At 59.5% G+C, this 21979-nt stretch carries 23 protein-coding genes; 17 read left to right on the plus strand and 6 right to left on the minus strand.

Features of this window, described 5'->3' with window-relative positions:
* From GVK95_RS13540 to GVK95_RS13550, 3 genes are all read right to left on the minus strand, one after another.
* Window positions 1–1152, minus strand: a complete 1152-nt coding sequence (locus GVK95_RS13540) for a hypothetical protein (protein WP_159950467.1) — start codon at window positions 1150–1152, stop codon at window positions 1–3.
* A gap of 67 nt (window positions 1153–1219) precedes the next feature.
* On the minus strand, window positions 1220–2308 hold the full coding sequence (locus GVK95_RS13545; protein WP_159950469.1) for a hypothetical protein: 1089 nt from the start codon (window positions 2306–2308) through the stop codon (window positions 1220–1222).
* A 204-nt stretch (window positions 2309–2512) separates the two neighbouring features.
* Window positions 2513–2899, minus strand: a complete 387-nt coding sequence (locus GVK95_RS13550) for a cytochrome c family protein (protein ID WP_159950471.1) — start codon at window positions 2897–2899, stop codon at window positions 2513–2515.
* Between the two features lie 267 nt (window positions 2900–3166).
* Between GVK95_RS13550 and GVK95_RS13555 the strand changes: the two genes are divergently transcribed.
* The 15 genes from GVK95_RS13555 (at window position 3167) to GVK95_RS13620 (ending at window position 17358) form a co-directional block, all read left to right on the plus strand.
* Complete coding sequence (locus GVK95_RS13555; protein ID WP_159950473.1) at window positions 3167–4123, plus strand: choline ABC transporter substrate-binding protein; 957 nt, start codon at window positions 3167–3169, stop codon at window positions 4121–4123.
* A gap of 76 nt (window positions 4124–4199) precedes the next feature.
* The gene (gene choW / locus GVK95_RS13560; RefSeq protein ID WP_159950475.1) at window positions 4200–5063 is read left to right on the plus strand and encodes a choline ABC transporter permease subunit; all 864 of its coding nucleotides are present in this window, start codon (window positions 4200–4202) and stop codon (window positions 5061–5063) included.
* Window positions 5060–6103 (plus strand): choline ABC transporter ATP-binding protein, encoded by a 1044-nt coding sequence (gene choV, locus GVK95_RS13565; RefSeq protein WP_007603369.1) that lies wholly within the window; start codon window positions 5060–5062, stop codon window positions 6101–6103. Before choW ends, choV begins: the two co-directional genes overlap by 4 nt.
* A 58-nt stretch (window positions 6104–6161) precedes the next feature.
* Complete coding sequence (locus GVK95_RS13570; RefSeq protein ID WP_159950477.1) at window positions 6162–6908, plus strand: pyridoxamine 5'-phosphate oxidase family protein; 747 nt, start codon at window positions 6162–6164, stop codon at window positions 6906–6908.
* Between the two features lie 111 nt (window positions 6909–7019).
* On the plus strand, window positions 7020–7337 hold the full coding sequence (locus GVK95_RS13575) for a metalloregulator ArsR/SmtB family transcription factor (protein WP_007603362.1): 318 nt from the start codon (window positions 7020–7022) through the stop codon (window positions 7335–7337).
* Window positions 7338–7735: 398 nt separating this feature from the next.
* Complete coding sequence (locus tag GVK95_RS13580; RefSeq protein WP_159950479.1) at window positions 7736–9064, plus strand: aspartate aminotransferase family protein; 1329 nt, start codon at window positions 7736–7738, stop codon at window positions 9062–9064.
* A gap of 280 nt (window positions 9065–9344) precedes the next feature.
* Complete coding sequence (locus GVK95_RS13585) at window positions 9345–9713, plus strand: hypothetical protein (RefSeq protein ID WP_159950481.1); 369 nt, start codon at window positions 9345–9347, stop codon at window positions 9711–9713.
* 279 nt (window positions 9714–9992) lie between these two features.
* Entirely contained in the window at window positions 9993–11099 is a 1107-nt protein-coding gene (locus GVK95_RS13590) for a branched-chain amino acid ABC transporter substrate-binding protein (RefSeq protein ID WP_159950483.1), read from the plus strand.
* Window positions 11100–11270: 171 nt separating this feature from the next.
* Window positions 11271–11915 (plus strand): DUF47 domain-containing protein, encoded by a 645-nt coding sequence (locus tag GVK95_RS13595; RefSeq protein ID WP_159950485.1) that lies wholly within the window; start codon window positions 11271–11273, stop codon window positions 11913–11915.
* Entirely contained in the window at window positions 11915–12916 is a 1002-nt protein-coding gene (locus GVK95_RS13600) for an inorganic phosphate transporter (protein WP_159950487.1), read from the plus strand. The genes GVK95_RS13595 and GVK95_RS13600 overlap by 1 nt, the downstream gene beginning before the upstream one ends.
* A 244-nt stretch (window positions 12917–13160) precedes the next feature.
* A complete protein-coding gene (locus GVK95_RS13605; RefSeq protein ID WP_159950489.1) occupies window positions 13161–14030 on the plus strand; it encodes an aldose 1-epimerase family protein in 870 nt (289 codons plus the stop codon).
* Window positions 14031–14103: 73 nt separating this feature from the next.
* Window positions 14104–15798 carry an adenine deaminase gene (gene ade, locus GVK95_RS13610; RefSeq protein WP_159950491.1) on the plus strand — a complete coding sequence of 565 codons (1695 nt, stop codon included), beginning with the start codon at window positions 14104–14106 and terminating at the stop codon, window positions 15796–15798.
* 211 nt (window positions 15799–16009) lie between these two features.
* A complete protein-coding gene (locus GVK95_RS13615) occupies window positions 16010–16210 on the plus strand; it encodes a hypothetical protein (RefSeq protein ID WP_159950493.1) in 201 nt (66 codons plus the stop codon).
* The gene (locus GVK95_RS25280) at window positions 16207–16464 is read left to right on the plus strand and encodes a hypothetical protein (protein WP_244618765.1); all 258 of its coding nucleotides are present in this window, start codon (window positions 16207–16209) and stop codon (window positions 16462–16464) included. The genes GVK95_RS13615 and GVK95_RS25280 overlap by 4 nt, the downstream gene beginning before the upstream one ends.
* Window positions 16465–16581: 117 nt before the next feature.
* Window positions 16582–17358, plus strand: a complete 777-nt coding sequence (locus tag GVK95_RS13620; RefSeq protein WP_159950495.1) for a potassium channel family protein — start codon at window positions 16582–16584, stop codon at window positions 17356–17358.
* Window positions 17359–17383: 25 nt separating this feature from the next.
* On the opposite strand, the gene GVK95_RS13625 is transcribed toward GVK95_RS13620, so the two are convergent.
* Together GVK95_RS13625 and GVK95_RS13630 are read right to left on the minus strand one after the other, a co-directional pair.
* Window positions 17384–17749: an Atu4866 domain-containing protein gene (locus GVK95_RS13625; RefSeq protein ID WP_159950497.1), complete on the minus strand. Its 366-nt coding sequence runs from the start codon at window positions 17747–17749 to the stop codon at window positions 17384–17386.
* Window positions 17742–17879 (minus strand): hypothetical protein, encoded by a 138-nt coding sequence (locus GVK95_RS13630; protein ID WP_159950499.1) that lies wholly within the window; start codon window positions 17877–17879, stop codon window positions 17742–17744. The genes GVK95_RS13625 and GVK95_RS13630 overlap by 8 nt, the downstream gene beginning before the upstream one ends.
* Before the next feature lie 212 nt (window positions 17880–18091).
* Between GVK95_RS13630 and GVK95_RS13635 the strand changes: the two genes are divergently transcribed.
* Window positions 18092–18988, plus strand: coding sequence for an AraC family transcriptional regulator (locus GVK95_RS13635; RefSeq protein ID WP_159950501.1), 897 nt, complete (start codon window positions 18092–18094; stop codon window positions 18986–18988).
* A gap of 42 nt (window positions 18989–19030) precedes the next feature.
* On the opposite strand, the gene GVK95_RS13640 is transcribed toward GVK95_RS13635, so the two are convergent.
* Window positions 19031–20692: an alpha-glucosidase family protein gene (locus GVK95_RS13640; RefSeq protein ID WP_159950503.1), complete on the minus strand. Its 1662-nt coding sequence runs from the start codon at window positions 20690–20692 to the stop codon at window positions 19031–19033.
* A 201-nt stretch (window positions 20693–20893) separates the two neighbouring features.
* Between GVK95_RS13640 and GVK95_RS13645 the strand changes: the two genes are divergently transcribed.
* Window positions 20894–21970, plus strand: a complete 1077-nt coding sequence (locus tag GVK95_RS13645; RefSeq protein ID WP_159950505.1) for a glycosyltransferase family 1 protein — start codon at window positions 20894–20896, stop codon at window positions 21968–21970.
* Window positions 21971–21979 lie beyond the last annotated feature (9 nt).

Genomic DNA, 21979 nt, shown 5'->3' on the forward strand with positions numbered 1-21979 from the left:
TCAGACCTCGCTCACAATCTGGTTGCCGGAAATTACATGCACCTTGAAATTGCCGAAAATCGCCTTTGCCTCACCCGAAGCATAGAGCGCCTGATAGGCGTCATGCGGCACAAGCGCGTGTTTCTCATAAGAGGAAACGCCCATGCGCGCCGCTTCCAGGTCATGCGTTTCGATATGGAACTCCTGAACGGCGGGCGCTGACGAAAAGAACCCCTTCTGCGCTGGCTGTTCGCGCTTCGAAAACACCTCCTGCACCGTCCAGGTCATCACCCAGGCGTTTTCCGGCTTGCGCACCTTGGACAGGATCTCGTTCACCCGCCCGGCATTCTCGGTAATGCCGGATGAGTAGAAGGGACCGAGAACGATGCGCCGCACGGATTTCGGATGCAATGTCGGAAAATCCCGGTCCATATTCGTGGCAATGGTCGCCGGCGTCAGCGAATAGGCGGCGTTGCGGGTCACGAAGTCATCGAACAGACGTGCCAGTTCCGGATTGAGCAGCCCGCCGACCGGCAGCGGAATGTCCATATCGCTGTTCAACCCGCCCTCGTCGGTCACCAGCAGCTTGACGACATTTTCGGACGAATCCTCGATCGTCGCCACATAGACCATGGGCAGCGTACTTGTGCCGTCAAAGGCGGCCCAGGTGACCAGATAGCTCGGCCTGCGGCTTGCCGGGTTGACGGTGACGCCGATCGTCTCGGGCAGGACGAGCGGCGAGAAGATCTCTCCCTTGCCGATCTGCTCCAGATAAAGTCGCTCGGCAATCTGCGTCTGCAATGCAGTGGGAAACTCCTTCTGCCGCAGGATGAAATCGACCATCTCCTCGCGCAGCGACCGCGCAGCCGGAATGGTCGCGAGCCGCTTGGCAGCACCAGCCCGGTCGTTTTCCAGTTCCAGCACGTTCTGGAAAACCGGAAATCCGCTCTCGGCCCGCGACACCCGGAATTGCTCGCTAAATCCGATGCGGTTCTGCCAGCAGGCAAACGAATTGCGCAGGCGGTCAATGTAAGGCAACAGCACCGACGCGGAAGGGCCATTGTCGGCCAGCCGGGCATCCGGATTGCCGAAATGGATATCCAGGCCGCCAAGCGCTGCCGCCATGGTGGAGAAATACTGCGCAACCGCCGTGTTGCTTGCCGTGTCGTTCATCGGGGTGCCTCGATCACGGCGACGAAGAAGGCCTGCCCTTGTGCAGAAGAGACTAAAGCCGCAGGCATCACGGCTTCACGTAGTTGGCCGAATTGTGCTTGTCGAGCACGCTCTGGAACCGCCGGGCAAATGCCTCGTCGGCCAGCTTCTTGCGGCGCTGGATGTCCTGCGTCGACAGCATGTTCTTCTCATGCAGCTCCAGGAGATCGCCGATATGACGCTGGGCGGCCGCACCGATCCCGGCCATGGTCTCTTCCGCGGCGGTATCCACCTGGCTGCCGAGCGTGTTGATCCGGTGGGCGACCTCCTGCTGGGCTGCCGTTTTCAGCGAATCCTCCAGCGCCTTGTAGAGCACGATGCGTTGCTCGGTATCGATAGTCAGTTTGTTGATCAGCGTGTTCTGCGCCGCGATCTGGTTGTTGAGTGAATCGACGAAGGTCTGGAACATCGACGTGTAGCGCTCCAGTGTCTGGCTTTCGGCCAGGAGCTCCTGTTCGCGTGCCTGCGCCTGGTTGTATTCGGTGGCAAGCTTCGAGCGCTCCGCCTCCAGATCGGTCCGCTGCGACTGCTCGGTCGAGGCCGCAATCTTGTTTTCGATATCGAGCAACATCGGATTGAGCGTCTCGATGCGCTTCTGCGTCGCCTCCAGATTGTCGATCGTCACCTTGCGGCGTTCGATCACCTCGATCAGGCTGGCTTCCGAACTCTTGTAGCGCGTATCGAGCACCGCGCGCTGCTCCTTCAGGATGCCGACAATGCTGTCCGACTTCGACAGGAGATCCTGCAGATTGCCGGCCAGTGACATGTTGCGCACCCGTTCGGTACGCATGCGCTGCGAACGCTGGCGCGAAAAGATGCCGACGAACTTTTCGAAGCCGGTGAAACTCTTCATGCTCTCGAATTCGCTGCCGAACACATTGGTCGCGTCCTCAAGCCCGATTATCAGGTCGGCGATATTCGCCTCCATGGTCTTCTGCTGCTTGATCACGTCCTCGATACGGGCGTTCTCGATATCGAAATTCTGGTCGGAGATCTTGGCATCGCTTTTGGCGAAGCTGTCGAGCAGTGCCCCGGACTGGTCGATCTTGCCGCGCATGTCGGCGACAATCGTACGGGTTTTCTCGATCTCGCTGTCAAACGATTGCAACGTAGCCATGTCGTCTCCCTTTTCGACCCCGACGGCCTGTGCCGTCCCGATATGTGCCGACCATAACGCAATTCACAGGTTGCGGAAGCATCGCACTGCACATCCACAAAAGTTTCCAACTGGATATGGATGGCCACCCGCACCGAACAAGGGGCGCGAGTGGAAAACAGTGCGGGAATGCGATCGGACGGATCCCAGGTGGCGAATTGGCGGCTATTGTCCGGCGGCTGCCGGATCTTTCAGATAGGCGATGATATTGGCAATATCCCCGTCGGCCTTGACCCCGGCAAACGCCATTTTTGTCCCCTTGATCAAGACCTTGGGCGCTTTCAGATATTCGGCCAGCAAGGCATCGTCCCAGACCTTGCCCGCACCGAAATCGGTCATTGCCTTGGAGTATTTATAGCCCGCGACGGTGGCGACCGGATGTCCGACAATGCCTTGAAGGCTCGGGCCGACCTTGTTCTTTGCCTCCGTCGCGGTGTGACAGGCCTGACAGGCCTTGAACGCGGCTGCACCGGCAACTGGGTCACCGTCGGCCAAAGCCGAAACAGGCATCGCCAGCACGAAACCCAACATCAGATTGAAAGCTCTATTCATCAGTAATCATCCCCATTGGCATTCGACTTGGCCGCCGCGTGAGCGGTCCAGGTGAAGCTACATTGAAATGCCGAAAGCACCTCGATTGCAATCAATCAGGCTGCCGAATTTTACCGATCCGAGAGGCCCCTTGAATTGCCACCGCCAAGAAAAGCTTCTTGCGTCGCAAACAGGGAGGGCACTGCGACGCAAACGCAACGGGCCCGCTTGCAATTGTGGTTTAATAACTGTTGACTTGGGAACTTAATAAAAAACGGGAGCCTGATCATGACCAAACTCAATTTCTACCGTACCGCTCTTGCTGCGACCGTATCCGTCATGGCTTTCGGCCTGACACCCGCCAATGCGGCTGATGCGGATAGCTGTACAAAGGTTCGCTTTTCGGACGTCGGCTGGACCGACATCACCGCAACCACGGCAACGGCAGCCGTCGTTCTGAAAGCCATCGGCTACGAGCCGGAAATCACCGTTCTGTCCGTTCCGGTCACCTACCAGTCACTGAAGAACAAGGACATCGATGTCTTCCTCGGCAACTGGATGCCGGCCCAGGAAAAAGACGTGCAGCCTTACCTCGACGACAAGTCCGTTGAATCGCTCGGCGCAAACCTGGAAGGCGCGAAATACACGCTCGCCACCAATGCCAAGGGCGCAGAACTCGGCATCAAGGACTTCGCCGACATCGGCAAGCACAAGGATGCACTCGACGGCAAGATCTACGGCATCGAGCCCGGCAATGACGGCAACCGTCTGGTCATGACCCTGATCGAAAAGAATGAAATGGGCATGGGCGGCCTCGAAGTCGTCGAATCCTCCGAGCAGGGCATGCTGGCGCAGGTCGCTCGCGCCGAAAAGGCCGGCGAACCGGTCGTCTTCCTCGGCTGGGCTCCGCATCCGATGAACTCCTCGTTCGAACTCACCTACCTCACAGGCGGCGATAGCACCTTCGGCCCGAACTTCGGTGGCGCGACTGTCTACACCAACACCCGCGCCGGCTTTGTTGCCGAGTGCCCGAATGTCGGCAAGTTCGTCTCGAATCTGAAATTCTCGCTCGATATGGAAAACCAGATCATGGGCAAGATCCTCAACGATGGTGAGGATCCGCAGGTCGCCGCAACCACCTGGCTCAAGGCCAATGGCGCTGCGATCGAGCCCTGGCTCGCTGGCGTCACCACACGGGACGGTGGCGAAGCGCTGCCGGCTGTCAAGGCGGCCCTCGGCCTCTGATGAAACTGCGGGCCGGTCACTCCGGCCCGCTTTCATTTCCGCCCATAGTGTTATGTGATCAGGCAGGTGTCAGCACGTGAATTGGCTCCCCGAATGGCTTATTGATTCCAGCGGTAAATTGCGGCTGGGCAACTGGGCGAAAGACTTCGTCGACTGGCTGACGGCAAATGCCGACTGGTTTTTCGACTGGCTTTCCACCGTTTTGTCCGCCGCGATCGACGCGCTTCTATTCGTGCTGCAATGGCCGAACGCCTTTGTGCTCATCTTCCTGTTCACGGCGTTTTCCTGGTTTCTCAGGCGTTCGATCGGCATTGCCGCATTCACCTGTCTTGGGCTGCTGCTGATCTACAATCAGGGCTACTGGAAAGAGACCACGGAAACGCTGGCCCTGGTCCTCGCCTCTGCCGGCGTCAGCATGCTGATCGGCGTCCCGCTCGGCATCACGGCCGCCCGCCGCCCGTGGATCTATGCCTTCATGCGACCCGTTCTCGACCTGATGCAGACCATCCCGACCTTCGTCTACCTGATCCCGGCACTGATCCTCTTCGGCCTCGGCATGGTTCCGGGCCTGATCGCCACGGTGATCTTCGCCATCCCTGCCCCGATCCGCCTGACCCGCCTCGGCGTGATTTCCACGCCACCCTCGCTGGTCGAGGCCGCTCAGGCCTTCGGTGCAACGCCAACCCAGGTATTGCGCAAGGTCGAACTGCCGTTCGCCATGCCGCAGATCATGGCGGGTCTGACCCAGACCATCATGCTGTCCCTGTCGATGGTTGTCATCGCCGCCCTCGTCGGCGCCAGCGGTTTGGGTGTCCCTGTCGTGCGGGCGCTCAATACCGTCAACATCGCCAGAGGTTTCGAGGCCGGCCTGTGCATCGTCATCCTCGCCATCATCCTCGACCGGATGTTCAGAACTGAAAACGCAGAGGATGGCGCATGACCGACGCAGTAATCTTCGGCAATGTCGACATTGTCTTCGGCGACCAGCCACACAAGGCGCTCGCTCTGGTAGACCAGGGCAAGACCCGCGATGAAATCGGTGCGGAAACCGGTCTGGTGCTCGGCGTCGCCGGCGCGTCGCTCGCGGTCAAGGAGGGCGAGATCCTTGTCCTGATGGGCCTTTCCGGTTCCGGTAAATCGACGCTTCTGCGCGCCGTCAACGGCCTTGCGCCGGTCGTCCGCGGCAATGTCAGCGTGCGCACCGAGACCGGCCAGGTCGATCCCTACAAGGCTTCGGCAAAATCGCTGCGCGATCTGCGCATGCACACCGTCTCGATGGTCTTCCAGCAGTTCGCCTTGCTGCCCTGGCGCACGGTGGCCGACAATGTCGGCTTCGGGCTTGAACTTGCAGGCGTTCCGGATGCCGAACGCAAGGCGATGGTCGCCGAGCAGCTGGAACTGGTCAACCTGACCAAATGGGCCGACCGCAAGGTCAACGAATTGTCGGGCGGCATGCAGCAGCGTGTCGGTCTCGCCCGCGCCTTTGCCACGGGCGCCCCGATCCTGTTGATGGATGAACCCTTCTCGGCGCTCGATCCGCTGATCCGAACCCGACTGCAGGACGAATTGCTGGAGTTCCAGTCACGCCTGAAGAAGACCATTCTCTTCGTCAGCCACGACCTGGACGAGGCCTTCCGCATCGGCAATCGCATCGCCATCATGGAGAGCGGCCGGATCATCCAGTGCGGCACGCCGCAGCAGATCGTCCAGAACCCCGCCGACCAGTATGTCGCCGACTTCGTGCAGAACATGAACCCGATCAACATGCTGACCGCCGCCGACGTGATGCATTCAGGGATCACCGACGGAGCCGCTGCGGTCACAGCAACAGCCAAGCCGCAGACACCCCTGGTCGAGATCCTCGACGCGCTAGCGCGTCAACCTGGGACGATCGGCGTTGTTGACAATGGCACCGTGATCGGCACGATCAGCGCCCAGGATGTGGTGAGTGGACTGACCAAACATCGCAGAAGAGCCTGAACCCTTCCGCGCCGCGTTCTTTCGACCTTTCGGGGCATTCGGCGCGCAAGAGGACACTATGCCAGACAAACCATCGGTGATTCGTGAAACCGACAATGATGCGCGCCGCCAGGCGCGCATTTTGCTGCGCGGCGCGCGTTTCGCCGCCATCGGCGTGATCGACCCCGAAACCCGTTTTCCGTCCGTCAGTCGGGTGCTGCTCGGCAGCGACATCGACGGCGCAGCCGTCATTCTCGTCTCCGGTCTATCGGCCCATACCAAGGCACTGTCGGCTGATCCCCGCACGTCCCTCCTGACCGGGGAACCCGGCAAGGGTGATCCGCTGGCCTATGCGCGGCTGAGCATTCAGTGCCTGGCCGAAGCCGTGGAGCGCGACAGCGAAAACCATGTGCGACTGCGCACCCGTTTCCTCGCCCGCCACCCGAAATCAGCACTTTACATTGATTTCCCGGACTTTCGTTTCTTTCGTCTCGTACCGCGCACTGCCAGCCTGAACGGCGGCTTCGGGCGTGCCTATCATCTGAGCGAAGATGATTTTATCATTGGCCAACCCAGCGGAAACTTGTTCAAAAATGAGCAGAAGACACTACTAGATTTAGGGGAGCGCTTCCCAAATCTAGCCTCGCAAATCGCTACCGACCTGCACAAGGCACCATCCGGAAAATGGTCGTTTTGCAGCTTTGATTCGCAAGGAATTGATATTGTTTACAAAGACTTGCTCATTCGTCACGAATTCGCAGGAACCATTGAAACACAAGAACAACTGTTTTTAGAGTTACCTAATTCAGCATACGCCGTACCTTAAATTTAGGCATATACAATTTGATCGGTACTGATAAAGTTCTCGGATAAGCCAAATGACGGATTTTCAACGACTGCCTTCCCCCAAGGCGCTCGAAAAGGAAAGTTAAAAAAGATGAAAACGAAAGCATTGTCCGAACAATCGACTGTTGCCGCCGGTTTGCTGTCCGCCATGGCCAATCCGAAGCGTCTGATGATCCTCTGCAGCCTTGTTGAAGGCGAGGTTCCAGTCGGTGTTCTGGCATCGCAGGTTGGCCTGAGCCAGTCCGCATTGTCGCAGCATCTCTCGAAGCTGCGCGCCCAGAAGCTCGTCAAGACCCGTCGCGACGCGCAGACCATCTACTATTCGAGCACGTCGGAATCGGTCATCAAGATCCTCTCGACACTCGAAAGCATCTATTGCGGCCCGGTTGCAAGCAAGTCTGCCGCCTGATGACAGCGCTGCCATGATCGCAATGTCATAGCGCTTGGGAGGAGCTGCCGAGGCAGCGAACGCATCAAGGCAGCCTGAAAAACTCGACGACGAACGGCAATCGATTGCACGCCGTCGTCACTGGACGACAAACAAACCCCGACCGAGGCCGATGCCTTTGCCGGGGTTTGTTTTTGTGCCGCCGTCAGCGATCGCCAAACTCAGATTGACATGGGACTTTCGCGGCACGAGATCGCCACCGCCAATGCGCAACCGAAACCGGTAGCATCCATGACCTTTTGTGATGGTCCTTGACGCGTCTTGGCGCCCTGATAATTTGACCACGCGATCAAATTATCAGGGCGCCCGCTTCGCCCGATGGGATATGGCCCCATCGAGACTTCGCCATGGAGATCAGAATGTCCAATCGCCTCAATGCCACGCCCAACGATATGCGCGCCTTCTGGATGCCGTTCACGGCAAACCGCCAGTTCAAGAAGGAGCCGCGCATGTTCGTCGGCGCCAAGGATATGTATTACACCACCCATGACGGTCGTCAGGTGCTTGACGGCACCGCCGGCCTCTGGTGCGTGAACGCCGGGCACTGCCGCCCGAAGATCACCGAGGCGATCCGCGAACAGGCTGGCGAACTCGACTACGCCCCGGCATTCCAGCTTGGACATCCGAAAGCCTTCGAACTGGCCAACCGGCTGGTCGATCTCGCCCCTGAAGGCATGGATCATGTTCTCTATACCAATTCCGGCTCCGAATCCGTCGAGACGGCATTGAAGGTGGCACTCGCCTACCAGCGGGTCAAAGGCCACGGATCGCGCACCCGGCTGATCGGCCGCGAACGCGGTTACCACGGCGTCAATTTCGGTGGCATCTCGGTCGGCGGCATCGTCACCAACCGCAAGATGTTCGGCACGCTGCTGACCGGCGTCGACCACATGCCGCACACCCACCTTCCTGCCAAGAATGCCTTCTCCAAGGGCATGCCGGAGCATGGCGGCGAGCTCGCCGACGAGTTGGAACGCATTGTCACCCTGCATGACGCCTCGACCATCGCCGCCGTGATCGTCGAGCCGGTGGCAGGTTCCACCGGCGTACTCATCCCACCGAAGGGATATTTGCAGCGCCTGCGCGAGATCTGCACCAAGCATGGCATCCTGTTGATCTTCGATGAAGTCATCACCGGTTTCGGCCGCCTCGGCGCACCTTTTGCCGCCCAGTATTTTGACGTCAAGCCGGACATCATCACCACCGCCAAGGGCCTGACCAATGGCGTCATCCCGATGGGCGCCGTCTTTGTGACCGGCGAGATCCACGACGCCTTCATGAACGGGCCGGAACACCTGATCGAGTTTTTCCACGGCTATACCTATTCCGGTAACCCGATTGCGTCGGCGGCAGCGCTCGGCACACTCGACACCTACAGGGAAGAAGGCCTGCTCACCCGCGCCAACGAGCTCGCCCCCTACTGGGAAGAACAACTGCATTCGATGCGCGATTGCCCGAATGTCATCGACATCCGCAACATCGGCCTGATCGGCGCGATCGAACTCAAGCCGATCGACGGCGAGCCGACCAAGCGCGCCTTCAATGCCTTCCTGCAGGCCTACAATGATGGCCTGCTGATCCGCACCACCGGCGACATCATCGCGCTCTCGCCGCCGCTGATAATCACCAAGGCTGAAATCGACGAACTGTTCGACAAGCTCCGCAAGGTGCTGATGAAGAACATCTGAAGCACCGCTTTTGCAGTGTTTGAAAAAGCGGCCGCCATCGGCCGCTTTTTTGTTCCAACGACAGTGAGAGTGCACTGGCTCCAAACGCGGTTGAAAGCCCCCGCCTTGCACGACGACGCCTGGCGCCCTATCTTCAAGGGGTAAGAGTCGCCCGACCGCTCCTGTTGCAGATGACAGCAAAGGGCTCGGTTGTTGAAGCGCAGCAGTCCGCAAGCCGTTTCGCCTTTGACATCAGGTCATCGGCATCACGGCAGCGGACAGGTCCCATCAGGAGAAGTCCGTGGTAGACCCAGTCACTCGCATATCCAGAGCCGACCAATCCGTGCCGACCCAGATCAGCCAGACTTTGAATATTCGGTCTGACTCCGAAAACGCCTGGGTCGCCGCTCGGCAATCGAAGATCAACGACGACCTTCTGGAACTGCACAAGATAGCTGTCGAAGAGCTTGCCCGTCGCAAGCAACAGGACGGCGATATCGATCCTGATGAGCAGCATTCCCATGCGCGTCAGTGGAGCGAGCCCCTGGGATCATTCGATGAGACCGAGGAGACTGGGCAACCACCGAGACTGTCCGGCGAAAGCGAACGCATCGGCACCCAGAACTTCGACGAAGACACACCGTTCGGAGAGCGTGTCGCCATTTTGTGACCGGCTACTTTTTTCAGGCGATCTCGCTCAATGCAGCGAACGCCGAGCGCATTCCCCCTTTTGCGTTACGCTGCCAGCCCCAAGTCAAAGCCAGAGAAATTGGCCCGACCGCAGCGACCGCAGCGTCTCGACAAGTGGGCCGGAAGCGGGCGTTGGTTGCTTCCGGGCTTTTGTCCCGAGCGGTTTTTCGCTAGACCGGTTCTCACTGGGACGAAACAAAGTAACCCGAATGGCGCGAAAACCGACGCAGATCGGCACGCCGAACCCAAGGAGACAGACATGAAGTTTCAACTTCTCGCCGGCGCAGCTTTCGCTGCCCTGCTGGCAGCAGCCCCCGCGGCTCGCGCCGACATCACAATCGGCCTGATGGCGCCGCTCACCGGCCCGCTCGCCGCTATCGGCGCCCAGATCAAGAACGGCACCGAGACCGCAATCGAGGAAATCAACAAGAAGGGCGGCGTCAATGGCGAACAGCTCATCCTCAAGATTGCCGACGATGCCGGCGAACCAAAGCAGGGCGTTTCGGCTGCAAACCAGTTGATTGGCGAAGACATTCGTTTTGTCGTTGGTCCGGTCACGTCCGGTGTTGCTGTTCCCGCCTCCAGCGTTTTTGCGGAGAACGGCACGCTGATGGTCACCCCGACTGCGACTGCACCCGACCTGACAGCCCGTGGCCTCACCACTGTATTGCGCACCTGCGGCCGCGACGACCAGCAGGCCGAAGTGGCTGCGAAATTTGTCCTGGCCAATTTCAAGGACAAGAAGATCGCGATCCTCAATGACAAGGGACAGTACGGCAAGGGCCTCGCCGACGCCTTCAAGGTTTCCCTCAATGCCGGCGGCGTCACCGAAGTCTTCAACGACGCACTGACGGCAGGTGACAAGGATTTCAGTGCCCTGATCTCCCGCCTCAAGGCTGAAAATGTCGACGTCATCTATTTTGGCGGCTATCACCCGGAAGCCGGCCTGCTGGTCCGCCAGATGCAGGATGTCGGCCTGAAGGCGCAGTTGATCGCCGGCGACGGTCTGTCGAACAACGAATACATCAATGTCGGCGGCCCGGCGGCAGAAGGCACGATCTACACCAATGCAGCCGACGCCCTGAAAAACGAAGATAGCAAGGCTGCAGCCTCCGCCCTGACCACCAAGGGCATCCCGGCCGAGGCCTTTACGTTGAACGCCTATGCGGCAGTCGAAGTCATCGCCGCCGGCATCGCCAGGGCTGGCAGTGCAGACGATGCGGAGGCAGTAGCAACCGCACTGAAGTCCGGCGAGGAAATCCCCACCGCCATCGGCAAGCTGACCTATGGCGAAACCGGCGACCTGACATCGCAGAGCTTCTCCGTCTACAAGTGGGTAGACGGCAAGAGCGTTTCGGCCGAATAGTCCGCAGATCAAGCCTCAGACAGAAAGCGGCCGGAAACGGCCGCTTTTTTCGTGTTCATCCCCAGATCTCTCATCTGAGCGGAGCATTTGCCCAGTTTCAACGGTTTCATTCAGCCGCACCGTCTTTTATGACAGTTTTATGACGTCCACAGCGACAACCCCGAGAGGCCTATGCTGAACCTGTTCCGTAAAATGCTCCCCCGCGAAGACCGCTTCTTCGATATGTTCGCAGCCCATGCCCGCACCGTGGTCGACGCCGCCGAAGCTCTGGGCGAACTGCTGTCAGGCACGAACATCGAAAGCAATGGCGACCGCATCATCGCGCTCGAGGACAAAGCCGACGACATCACGCGGGAGGTGCTGCTTGCCGTGCGTCGCAGCTTCATTACGCCGTTTGACCGAGGTGACATCAAGGACCTGATCCAGTCCATGGACGATGCCATCGACATGATGCACAAGACGGTCAGAACCGTACGCCTCTATGAACAGACAAGCTTCGACCCGATCATGCAGGAAATGGGCAAGGTCATCGTCCAGGCCTCACATCTGATTGCCGAAGCCATTCCGCTGCTCGACAAGCTCGGCGCCAACGTCCAGCGCCTGACCGCCATTGCCGAACAGGTGACGAAGGTGGAAGGCCATTCAGATGAATTGTACAATCAGGGCCTCAAGGAACTGTACCGCCGCCATGGTGCCACCGGCAATGCCATGGCGTACATGATCGGCGCAGAGATTTACGGCGAACTGGAAAAGGTGGTCGACCGCTTCGAGGACGTTGCCAACGAAATCAGTGGCATCTTGATCGAGAACGTCTGATGGATGCCACGCTCGCACTTCCGCTGCTGATCGCCCTGATCGGCATTGCGCTGTTCTTCGACTTCCTCAACGGCCTGCATGACGCAGCGAACTCGATCGCCACGATCGTATCGACTCGCGTTCTGCGGCCGCAATATGCCGTCGCCTGGGCGGCATTCTTCAATTTCATCGCCTTCATGTTCTTCGGCCTGCATGTCGCCGAAACCCTCGGGAAAGGCATTATCGATCCGCAGATCGTCTCGCCGGCGGTGATCTTTGCGGCACTGATGGGCGCGATCATCTGGAACATCATCACCTGGCATTTCGGCATTCCGTCGTCGTCGTCGCATGCCCTTATCGGTGGCCTTGTCGGCGCCGGGCTCGCCAAGACCGGCTTCAGTTCCATCGTCTGGAGCGGCCTGTCGAAGACGGTCGGTGCGATCTTCCTGTCGCCGATGATCGGCTTCCTGCTGGCTCTGTTTCTGATGCTGGCGGTGGCCTGGATCTTTGTCCGCCAGACGCCCTTTGCCGTCGACAAGACCTTCCGCGTCCTGCAATTCATCTCCGCATCGCTCTATTCGCTCGGCCACGGCGGCAACGATGCGCAAAAGACGATGGGCATCATCGCCGTGCTGCTGTTCAGCCAAGGCTATCTCGGGCCGGAATTCCACGTTCCGTTCTGGGTGGTGATATCCTGCCAGTCCGCCATGGCACTCGGCACCCTGTTCGGCGGCTGGAAGATTGTTCACACCATGGGTTCGAAAATAACCAAGCTGAACCCGATGCAGGGTTTCTGCGCCGAAACCGGCGGTGCGCTGACCTTGTTCGGCGCGACATGGCTTGGCATTCCTGTCTCGACGACCCACACGATCACCGGCGCCATCATCGGCGTTGGTGCAGCCAAGCGCACGGCGGCGGTACGCTGGGGGCTGGCCGGCAACATCGTGATCGCCTGGTTCGTGACGCTGCCGGCCGCAGCCATCATCTCGGCGGCATTCTACTTCGTGGTCACAGCGTTCTAAGGTTTCGACAGGTGCACCGAACGCCAAAAAACGTCCGGTTCACCTGTCGAATGTCCGATCGACTGCGTAAGGGGCGTGATTGCATTCTGGATTGATCCACATTGGTCGACCTCTGATGCATTCATCTAGGAGCGCCACGCTTTAAGCCATTGATTTCACGCAGCAGGTCTTGGGAAAAACATTACCGCTTTGCAGATCGATGCGCTAATCTCGGCAGACCTGTTTCCCAGCCGAAGGAAATCCCGTGCCGGACCTGATCCACATTGAAAACGACTATCTGGCCGTCGCGGTGTCCAGTCTCGGTGCCGAAATGCAGTCGCTATCGAGCAAGGATGGCCGCTCCTGGCTGTGGAACGGTGATGCGACATGGTGGACGGGCCGCTCTCCCGTGCTCTTCCCGATCGTCGGCAAGGCCCCGAATGATACCCTGGCCGTCAGCGGCCAGACCTATCCGATGGGCCAGCATGGCATTGCCAGGCGACTGGAGTTCGCCTTGGTAGAGAGTACGGCCAGTTCATGCCGCCATGAACTGATATCGAATGAAGCAACGAAAAAAGCCTACCCGTTCGATTTCCGCCTGACCCTCACGCATGTGCTTGACGGCCGCAGGCTGACGGTCGCGGCAGAAGTGTGCAACCCATCGGACACGCCCCTGCCCTTCGCCATCGGTTTCCATCCCGCATTCCTCTGGCCCTTGCCGGGCGCCGAAGGAAAATCGCACGCGGTCGTTCTCGACAATAGGGCGGAACCGCTGGTCATTCAGCTTGAAGGCGGGCTGATCGGCAAGACGCTCGACACGTCACCGTTCAAAGCGGGCAGGCTTCAACTGGACCATGCGCTGTTTGACAATGACGCTCTGATCTTCCCGGAAGGTGCCGGTACCGGTCTTACCTTTGCGGCGGAGGATGGCCCCGCCCTGCATTTCACCTTCGAGAACCTGCCCAATATCGCGCTCTGGCAGAAACCCGGCGCGCCTTTCCTCTGCGTCGAGCCATGGCACGGCATGGCCGCCCATGCGGGCGGCACGGCCGAACTGGTCGAGCGCCCGTTCACGGTTGCGCTGGCCGCCGGTGACAGCATGCGTTTCGCATTTACCGTCGAGATTTTCGACTGACGCCTCGGCGCCATTCCCCTGTGATATGCGAGCCGCTACAGTCGGCCAAACGCAGGAATCGGAGTGAACGCCCATGAGCAATCTCGAACATCGCATCGACCAGGGCACCGGCCGCGAACCGGCCGACATCGTGCTGAAGGGCGGACGCTTCTTCGATCTCGTTACCGGTGAACTCGTCGCATCGGATATCGCCATTTGCGGCGATACCGTTGTCGGCACCGGCGGCGCCTATGTCGGCGTTGAAGAAATCGACATCACCGGCAGGATCGTCGTCCCCGGCTTCATCGACACCCACCTGCATATCGAATCGTCACTCGTGACGCCGCATGAGTTCGACCGCTGCGTTCTGCCCTATGGCGTCACAACCGTGATCTGCGACCCGCACGAGATCGCCAATGTGCTCGGCGCCGAAGGCATCCAGTTCTTCCTCGACAGCGCCGAGCAGACGATCATGGACATTCGCGTCCAGCTCTCCTCCTGCGTGCCTGCGACACATCTGGAAACCGCAGGCGCCGACTTGCCGATCGAAAGCCTGCTGCCCTTTCGCGATCATCCAAAGGTCATCGGTCTGGCCGAATTCATGAATTTTCCGGGCGTGATCCACAAGGATCCGATCTGCATGGCCAAGCTCGAAGCCTTCCAGGGCGGCCATATCGACGGCCATGCACCGCTGCTGCGTGGGCTCGACCTGAACGGCTACCTCTCTGCCGGCATTCGCACCGAGCACGAATGCACCACCGCCGACGAGGCAATGGAGAAGATCCGCAAGGGCATGCATATCCTGGTGCGCGAAGGGTCTGTGTCGAAAGATCTGCACGCGCTGCTGCCGATCATCACCGAACGCCTGTCACCGTTCCTGGCCCTTTGCACCGATGACCGCAACCCGCTCGACATCGCCGAGGAAGGCCATCTCGACTACATGATCCGCACGGCAATCGCCCATGGCGTCGAGCCGCTCGCGATCTACCGCGCCGCCTCGATTTCGGCAGCCCGTGCCTTCGGGCTCCGCGACCGTGGCCTCGTCGCACCCGGATGGCGCGCCGATCTGGTCGTGGTCGACAGCCTGGAAAACTGCAAGGCCGAGATCGTCTTTGCCGGTGGTCGCCGTGTCACCTCGAAACTCTTTGCCACCCGCCAGCCCGTAGCGCCCGTCGGCCTCGACAGCGTCAAGGCGCGCATCGTCAAATCGGCTGATTTCGGCGTGCCGGTCACACAAGGCGAGACCCCGGTCATGGGCGTGCTGCCCGGCAAGATTATCACCGAATACCGGCGTTACCGCCTGCCTTCGTCCGGCAATCAGACGACCGTCGACCTCGAAAACGACATCATCAAGGTCGCCGTCATCGAGCGCCACGGCAAGAACGGCAATCACGCCAACGGCTTCGTTCAAGGTTTCGGCTTGAAGAAAGGCGCGATCGCCTCGACCGTTGGCCATGACAGCCACAATATCTGCGTCGTCGGCGTCTCGGAAGACGACATGGCCATCGCCGCGAACCGGCTCGGCGACATCAAGGGCGGCTTCGTCGTCGTCGAGGATGGCAAGGTGACAGGCGAAATCCCGCTGCCCGTCGCCGGCCTGATGAGCCTCGAGCCATACGAAAGCGTCCGTGACACGCTGCACGAACTGCGCAAGGCAGCCTACGCGCTTGGCACCACCCTGCAGGAACCCTTCCTCCAGGTCGCCTTCCTGCCGCTACCGGTCATCCCGCACCTGAAGATCTCCGACAAGGGCATGGTCGATGTCGACAAATTCTGCCTGATTGGGTAGGTTGCGCTGGCATCGCATATCATCTTTTGCTGGACCAGAAGGCGTTGAGAAGCCTGGTATCAGCATTGGGAAAACGACCAATTCCACGCGACGGACATTCATGGCAATCACCCGGACGACGTCATGTACATCATCGGACTGTTGGGTGTTTACAGCGACCGAAATCGATACTGTCCGTCGCAGCGATGGAACGAAAGGATCGAAACCATCCATGACCAAACTTGAACAAATTGAAAAATCAGTCGCCGAGCTAAGCTCAAAAGATCTCGCCGCCTTTTCCGACTGGTTTGACAGCTTCCAGGCTGCACGTTGGGATCGTCAGATCGAAGAGGATGACGCCACGGGCAAACTGGATAAGCTTGCGAAAGAGGTTCTTGTAGATTTTCGCGCTGGCAAGACGCGGCCGCTGTGAAACACCATGCGACAGCCGCTTTCTGGGAAGAATACCACCGGCTGCCACGCCACATTCGGGAGCTCGCCGACATTCAATTCGAGTTGTTGCGCACTGATCCCAGACACCCGTCTTTGCATTTCAAGCCGCTCGGACGCGTTTGGTCCGCAAGGGTCGGAAAATCGTGGCGTGCACTGGCAATACGGGATGGGGATGATTTCGTATGGTTCTGGATTGGTTCGCATGCGGGCTACGACAAGCTTATAAAGCAATAAAATTCGCAACAGCGTGCCCTCAGCGACATCGACTGCCAAACCAGGCTCTTGCTGCGAGAGACAAACAAATACAATCCATCCATCGCTATCACTCTCGAAGGCCTTGATGACCACACCATGAGCTCTCAGCCCCTGACCAATCTCCGCCAACGCCTCGCCAACCTGTATTTCGGTCATCATACGGCAGCAATCCGCTTTCAAGCTGCCTTGATGGTGATCGATCTGGCGATCATCGGCTTCTTTCTCGCCGGTCCTTATCTGCGTGATCGGCCGACCTATCTGATCCTCGACTACGGCATCGCCATCTGGATTGCCCTCGAATTGATCGCCCAGTGGTCGGCTTCACCCAGCACGCGCCGGTTCATCACCAAGCCGATGACCTGGATCGATATCTTCGTGCTTGGAACGCTGCTGTTTCCACAATGGCTGTTCAACTTCGCCTTCCTGCGCGTCGCCCGCATCTGGGCCGTCGTGCAGCGGCCGGTTTTCACCTTGATGCTGCGCCGCCTCGGCCTGCGCGAACAGGTCGATGTGGTCACCGCCTTCATCAACCTTCTCGTCTTTCTCTTCCTGGTGACCGGCTTCGTCTATACCTTCTTCTTCTATGCGGAAGATGCCGGTTCCGGCTTCATCGATGCGCTTTATTTCACCGTGGCAACCGTCACCACAACCGGCTTCGGCGACATCACCCTGCCCGGCACTGCGGGCAAACTGACCTCGATCGTCACCATGATCATCGGAATATCGCTGTTCGTCCGCCTCGCCCAGGCGATCGTCCGTCCCTACAAGGTGTCATTTCCCTGCCCCGAATGCGGCCTGCAGCGTCACGATGCCGATGCGGTTCACTGCAAGGCATGCGGTCATGTCTTGAACATACCGGACGAGGGCATGTGACCCTCGCCCGGTATTTCGCTGGTTGTCAGTGCCGGTAGAGCACCATGCCTCCGTGGTAGAGGATGTCACTGCGGAATTCACCATCGGCGATGAAGCCGCTGTCGTCCCAATAGTTGATCTGGCTGCCGCGGACCTCGTAGCGCCCCACATAGGCACGCTCGCGGCTGCCGCGACCCTCGATATAACGCCCACTCGGCAAAAGTTCGTGACGAATGTGACCGTCTCCGGTAACCCACAATCCGACGTAAGGGTGATTGGCCATGTCGTTCTCCTGAAGATCGATAAACTGGTGCCGGTCCGCGCGGACAGGCACCAGGACAAAAAAGGCAAGGAATGCGAGTGCGGCGATCAGCACCACCAACCCCGGTGTGGCATGCGGCAGATCAGCCATTGAGGCCATGTCTCCGCTCATCCGCATCGCGCCACTCGGCGTAACTGTTCTTGATCGAGGCAAACACCTGTCGGCTTCCCGACAGTATCCAACGCAATGGGCTTTCCAGCAGGTATTGAAGAGCAGTCATGAAACATCCTCCTGGGATCTCGTCCCCGCCGGCCATCGTCGGGTGAGTTCCATATGGGGAACCGGATCCCGGAAGCGGTAGAACAGACGCCCGAAAGGATTGCACAATCCTCCGAATTGCATAATACTCCAATTGGCAGGAAACGTGGCAATCCCTAGTTAGACACTGGAAGCGACCGGAAGCTGGAACCTCAGAGTAAGGACAAGATGACAATGTCGACTGCATTGCGTGACATGATTGCACGACACGCCAGCGAGGAAGGATTACAGGCAACGGCTGTGCCGCGCCTGACGCTGATCCGCGCCAGCCAGCCGAGCGAGCCGTGGCATGGCGTGCACAAGCCAGCCATCTGCATCATAGCGCAGGGGCGCAAGCAGCTTAAAGTCTGCGAAAATATGCTGGAATATGGCGCGGGTCACCATCTGGTCGTCTCACTCGATCTGCCGGTGATTGGCAATGTCTGCGAGGCGAGCATCGACGAGCCGTATCTCTGCATGAAGCTCGACCTCGACCTTTCATTGCTGGGCACGCTGGTCCTGGAAATGAATGCGCCGATCGCCCAGACCACACCATCCTGCAAGCCGCTGGGCGTCGCCGAGACCCCGGCAGCCTTGCACGATGCAGCGGTTCGCCTAGTAGGTCTGCTCGACCGACCGCAGGACATTCCTTTTCTCGCACCTCTGGTTGAACGCGAACTTCTCTACCTGTTGCTGCGCGGCGAACATGTGGGCCTGCTGCATCAGATGCTGACCCCGAACCACCGGCTGCAGAACGTCAATCGCGCGATCAACTGGATCCGCAACAACTTTCACAGGCCCTTCTCGATCGAGGCCCTGGCGATGGAAGCCCGGATGAGCAGTTCGTCGCTGCACGAGCATTTCCGCGCCATGACCAACATGAGCCCGCTGCAATATCAGAAGCAGTTGCGGCTGCAGGAAGGACGTCGGCTGATCCTGACCGAAGCGATGGATGCAGCAACGGCCGGCCGCAGGGTCGGTTATGACAGTCCGTCACAGTTCAGCCGGGAATACCGCCGGCAGTTCGGCGCGCCGCCGCTCGCCGATGTCAACCGGTTGAAAAGCCAGCCGGACCAGTTGGCCGAAGCCTGATTCCCAGATCTGAGCCCCAGATCTGGGCCTCAGAGCAGAAACTCAGATCTTGGCGCAGAAGCCATCCAATGCGCCGAGCATCACCGATCCATCCTTGACCTTGCCCTCCATGCCCGGAAGCGCCAAGACCTGCTTGACGCTCAGGTGTTCCGGCAGCGAGATCTCCTGCGGTCCACGACGCAGATTGAAGAGGAACAACAGCCGCTCGTCGCCCATGGAACGGGTGAAGGCCAGCACATCCTCGTTAGTGGCCAGGAAATGCATGTCGCCATCGGCAAGCGCGGCATGGGATTTACGAAAGGCGAGTGCTGCGCGGTAGTGCGAGAGAACCGAGTCTGGATCGTTCTCCTGCGCACTCACCGAAAGGGACTGGTGTTCGGCAGATACCGGCAACCACGGCTTGCCGGAGGTGAAGCCTGCCTGCTTCCTGGACTTGTCCCAGACCATCGGCGTGCGGCATCCGTCGCGCCCCTTGAACGCCGGCCAGAACCGGATGCCATAGGGGTCACGCAGATCCTCGAATTGCAATTCGGCTTCCGGCAGCCCCAGTTCTTCCCCCTGGTACAGGCAGACTGAACCGCGCAGTGTCGACAGCACGCTGATCGCAAGCTTGGCAACCGCAGCCCGCTCGTCGGCATTTTGCATGAAGCGGCTGACATGCCGGTTCACGTCATGGTTTGAAAACGCCCAGCACACCCAGCCATCGGCCACCTGGTTTTGGAACGACTGGACGCAATGACGGATATGCGACGGGGTAAAATCCGGACCGAGCAGGTCGAACGTGTAACACATGTGCAGCTTGTCGCCGCCGGCCGTATAGGCGGCCACGGTCTTCAGCGAACGCGCGCCGTCCCCGACTTCACCAACGGTCGTGCGACCTTCATACTCGTCGAGAAGCGCCCGGAAACGCTTGAGAAATTCGATATTCTCCGGCTGCGTCTTGTCGTACAAGTGGCTCTGCATACCGTAAGGATTGACGTCCGGCGCGTCGAGGCCGGCCTCCTCGCTGTCCGGCGCATGCGGTGGATTGTCCCGCAGCTCCTTGTCGTGGAAATAGTAGTTCACCGTATCCAGGCGAAAGCCGTCGACGCCACGATCGAGCCAGAACCTGACGGTTTCCAGCAGCGCCTTCTGCACCTCCTTGTTGTGGAAGTTGAGGTCCGGCTGCGAGCCGAGGAAGTTGTGCATGAAATACTGCTTGCGCACGCCATCCCATTCCCAGGCCGGCCCACCGAAAACGGAAAGCCAGTTGTTCGGCGCTGTCCCATCCGGCTTTGCCGCAGCCCAGACATACCAGTCCGCTTTCGGATTATCGCGGCTGGCACGGCTTTCCTTGAACCACGGATGCTGGTCAGACGTGTGCGAGATCACCTGGTCGATCATCACCTTCAGTCCGAGACGATGCGCCTCGTTCATCATCGCATCGAAATCGGCCAGCGTCCCGAACATCGGATCGACATCGCAGTAGTCGGACACGTCGTAGCCCATGTCGGCCATCGGCGAGGTGAAAAAGGGCGACAACCAGATCGCATCGACACCGAGCGAGGCGATATAGGGCAGCCGTTCGGTAATACCCTTGATGTCGCCGATGCCGTCGCCATTGGTATCCTGGAAGGAGCGCGGATAGACCTGATAGATCACCGCCCCGCGCCACCAGTCTGTCGTCTTTGCGGTGGCGGCAGTCTTGGTGGTGCTCTTGGTCATCGAGAAATCCTTTTGGCGGGAATCAGCGGCGGGACACGGTCCACGTACTATAGGTGAGCACAGCGCCGGCGCGAGTGGCAAGTCAGCTGTCAGGTTAAGACTGACATCAAGCTGTAATGTTCCACCGCCATATCGTTTGCAGGAAAAACTTGCAGGAATCGCTCCAAGCCCGTGATGCGATTCCGGAAAACGCGATCCGCCATGCCGAGACTGACCATCGTCACCGATGCCTGGCACCCGCAAGTCAATGGTGTGGTGCGCTCGATCGAAAACACCAATCGCGAACTCAGCAAGATGGGCGTCACCGTCTCCATGGTCACGCCCGAGCCGTTCTCGAGCATACCCATGCCGACCTATCCGGAAATCCGTCTATCGCTTGCCACGCCCGGACAGGTGGGCAGGATAATCAAGAGCCAGCAGCCCGACTATGTGCATATCGCAACCGAGGGCCCGCTCGGCTTGATGGCCCGACATTGGTGCATCCGCAACAAGCAACCGTTTTCCACCAGCTACCACACCCGCTTTCCCGAATATGTCGCGGCCCGCCTCCCGGTTCGCGCATCGTGGCTCTATGCCTATGTGCGCTGGTTCCACAATCGCAGCGGCGCCTGCATGGTGGCGACAGAGAGCCTGCGCAACGAACTCTCGGCGCTTGGCGTTAAAAACCTATGCCTGTGGAGCCGTGGCATCGATACCCTAAACTTCCACCCGCGCCCGAAAAGCGAAAAGCCATTCGGCCTGCCGCGCCCGATCTTCATGACGGTCGGCCGTGTCGCGGTGGAAAAGAACCTCGCGGCCTTCCTCGATCTCGATCTGCCGGGTTCGAAAGTCGTGGTCGGCGACGGCCCTGCTCGCGCCGACCTGCAAGCCCGCTATCCGGATGTGCATTTCACCGGCGTCAAGCATGGCGAAGATCTGGCCAGGGCCTATGCCGAAGCCGATGTCTTCGTCTTCCCGTCCAAAACCGACACCTTCGGCAATACGATCCTCGAAGCGCTGGCCTCCGGTGTTCCGGTCGCAGCCTATCCCGTGACCGGTCCTGTCGACATCATTCCGCAAGGCTCGACCGCTGGAGCGCTGGACAAGGACCTGCAGGTCGCCTGCCTCAGCGCCTTGCAGGGTTCACCCGAGGCGGCTCGCACGCTGGCGGAAACCTATTCCTGGCAAGCCGCTACCGAACAGTTCTTCGACAATGTCGTGGAGGCCAAGACACAAAGGCGCAAACGCGGCCTGCGCCAGCGGCTCAGCACCCGATCAGTGGATGCCGACGCTATCTAGCCGAGACCT

The organism is Rhizobium sp. 18065, from assembly GCF_902706095.1.
Taxonomy (GTDB): domain Bacteria; phylum Pseudomonadota; class Alphaproteobacteria; order Rhizobiales; family Rhizobiaceae; genus Allorhizobium.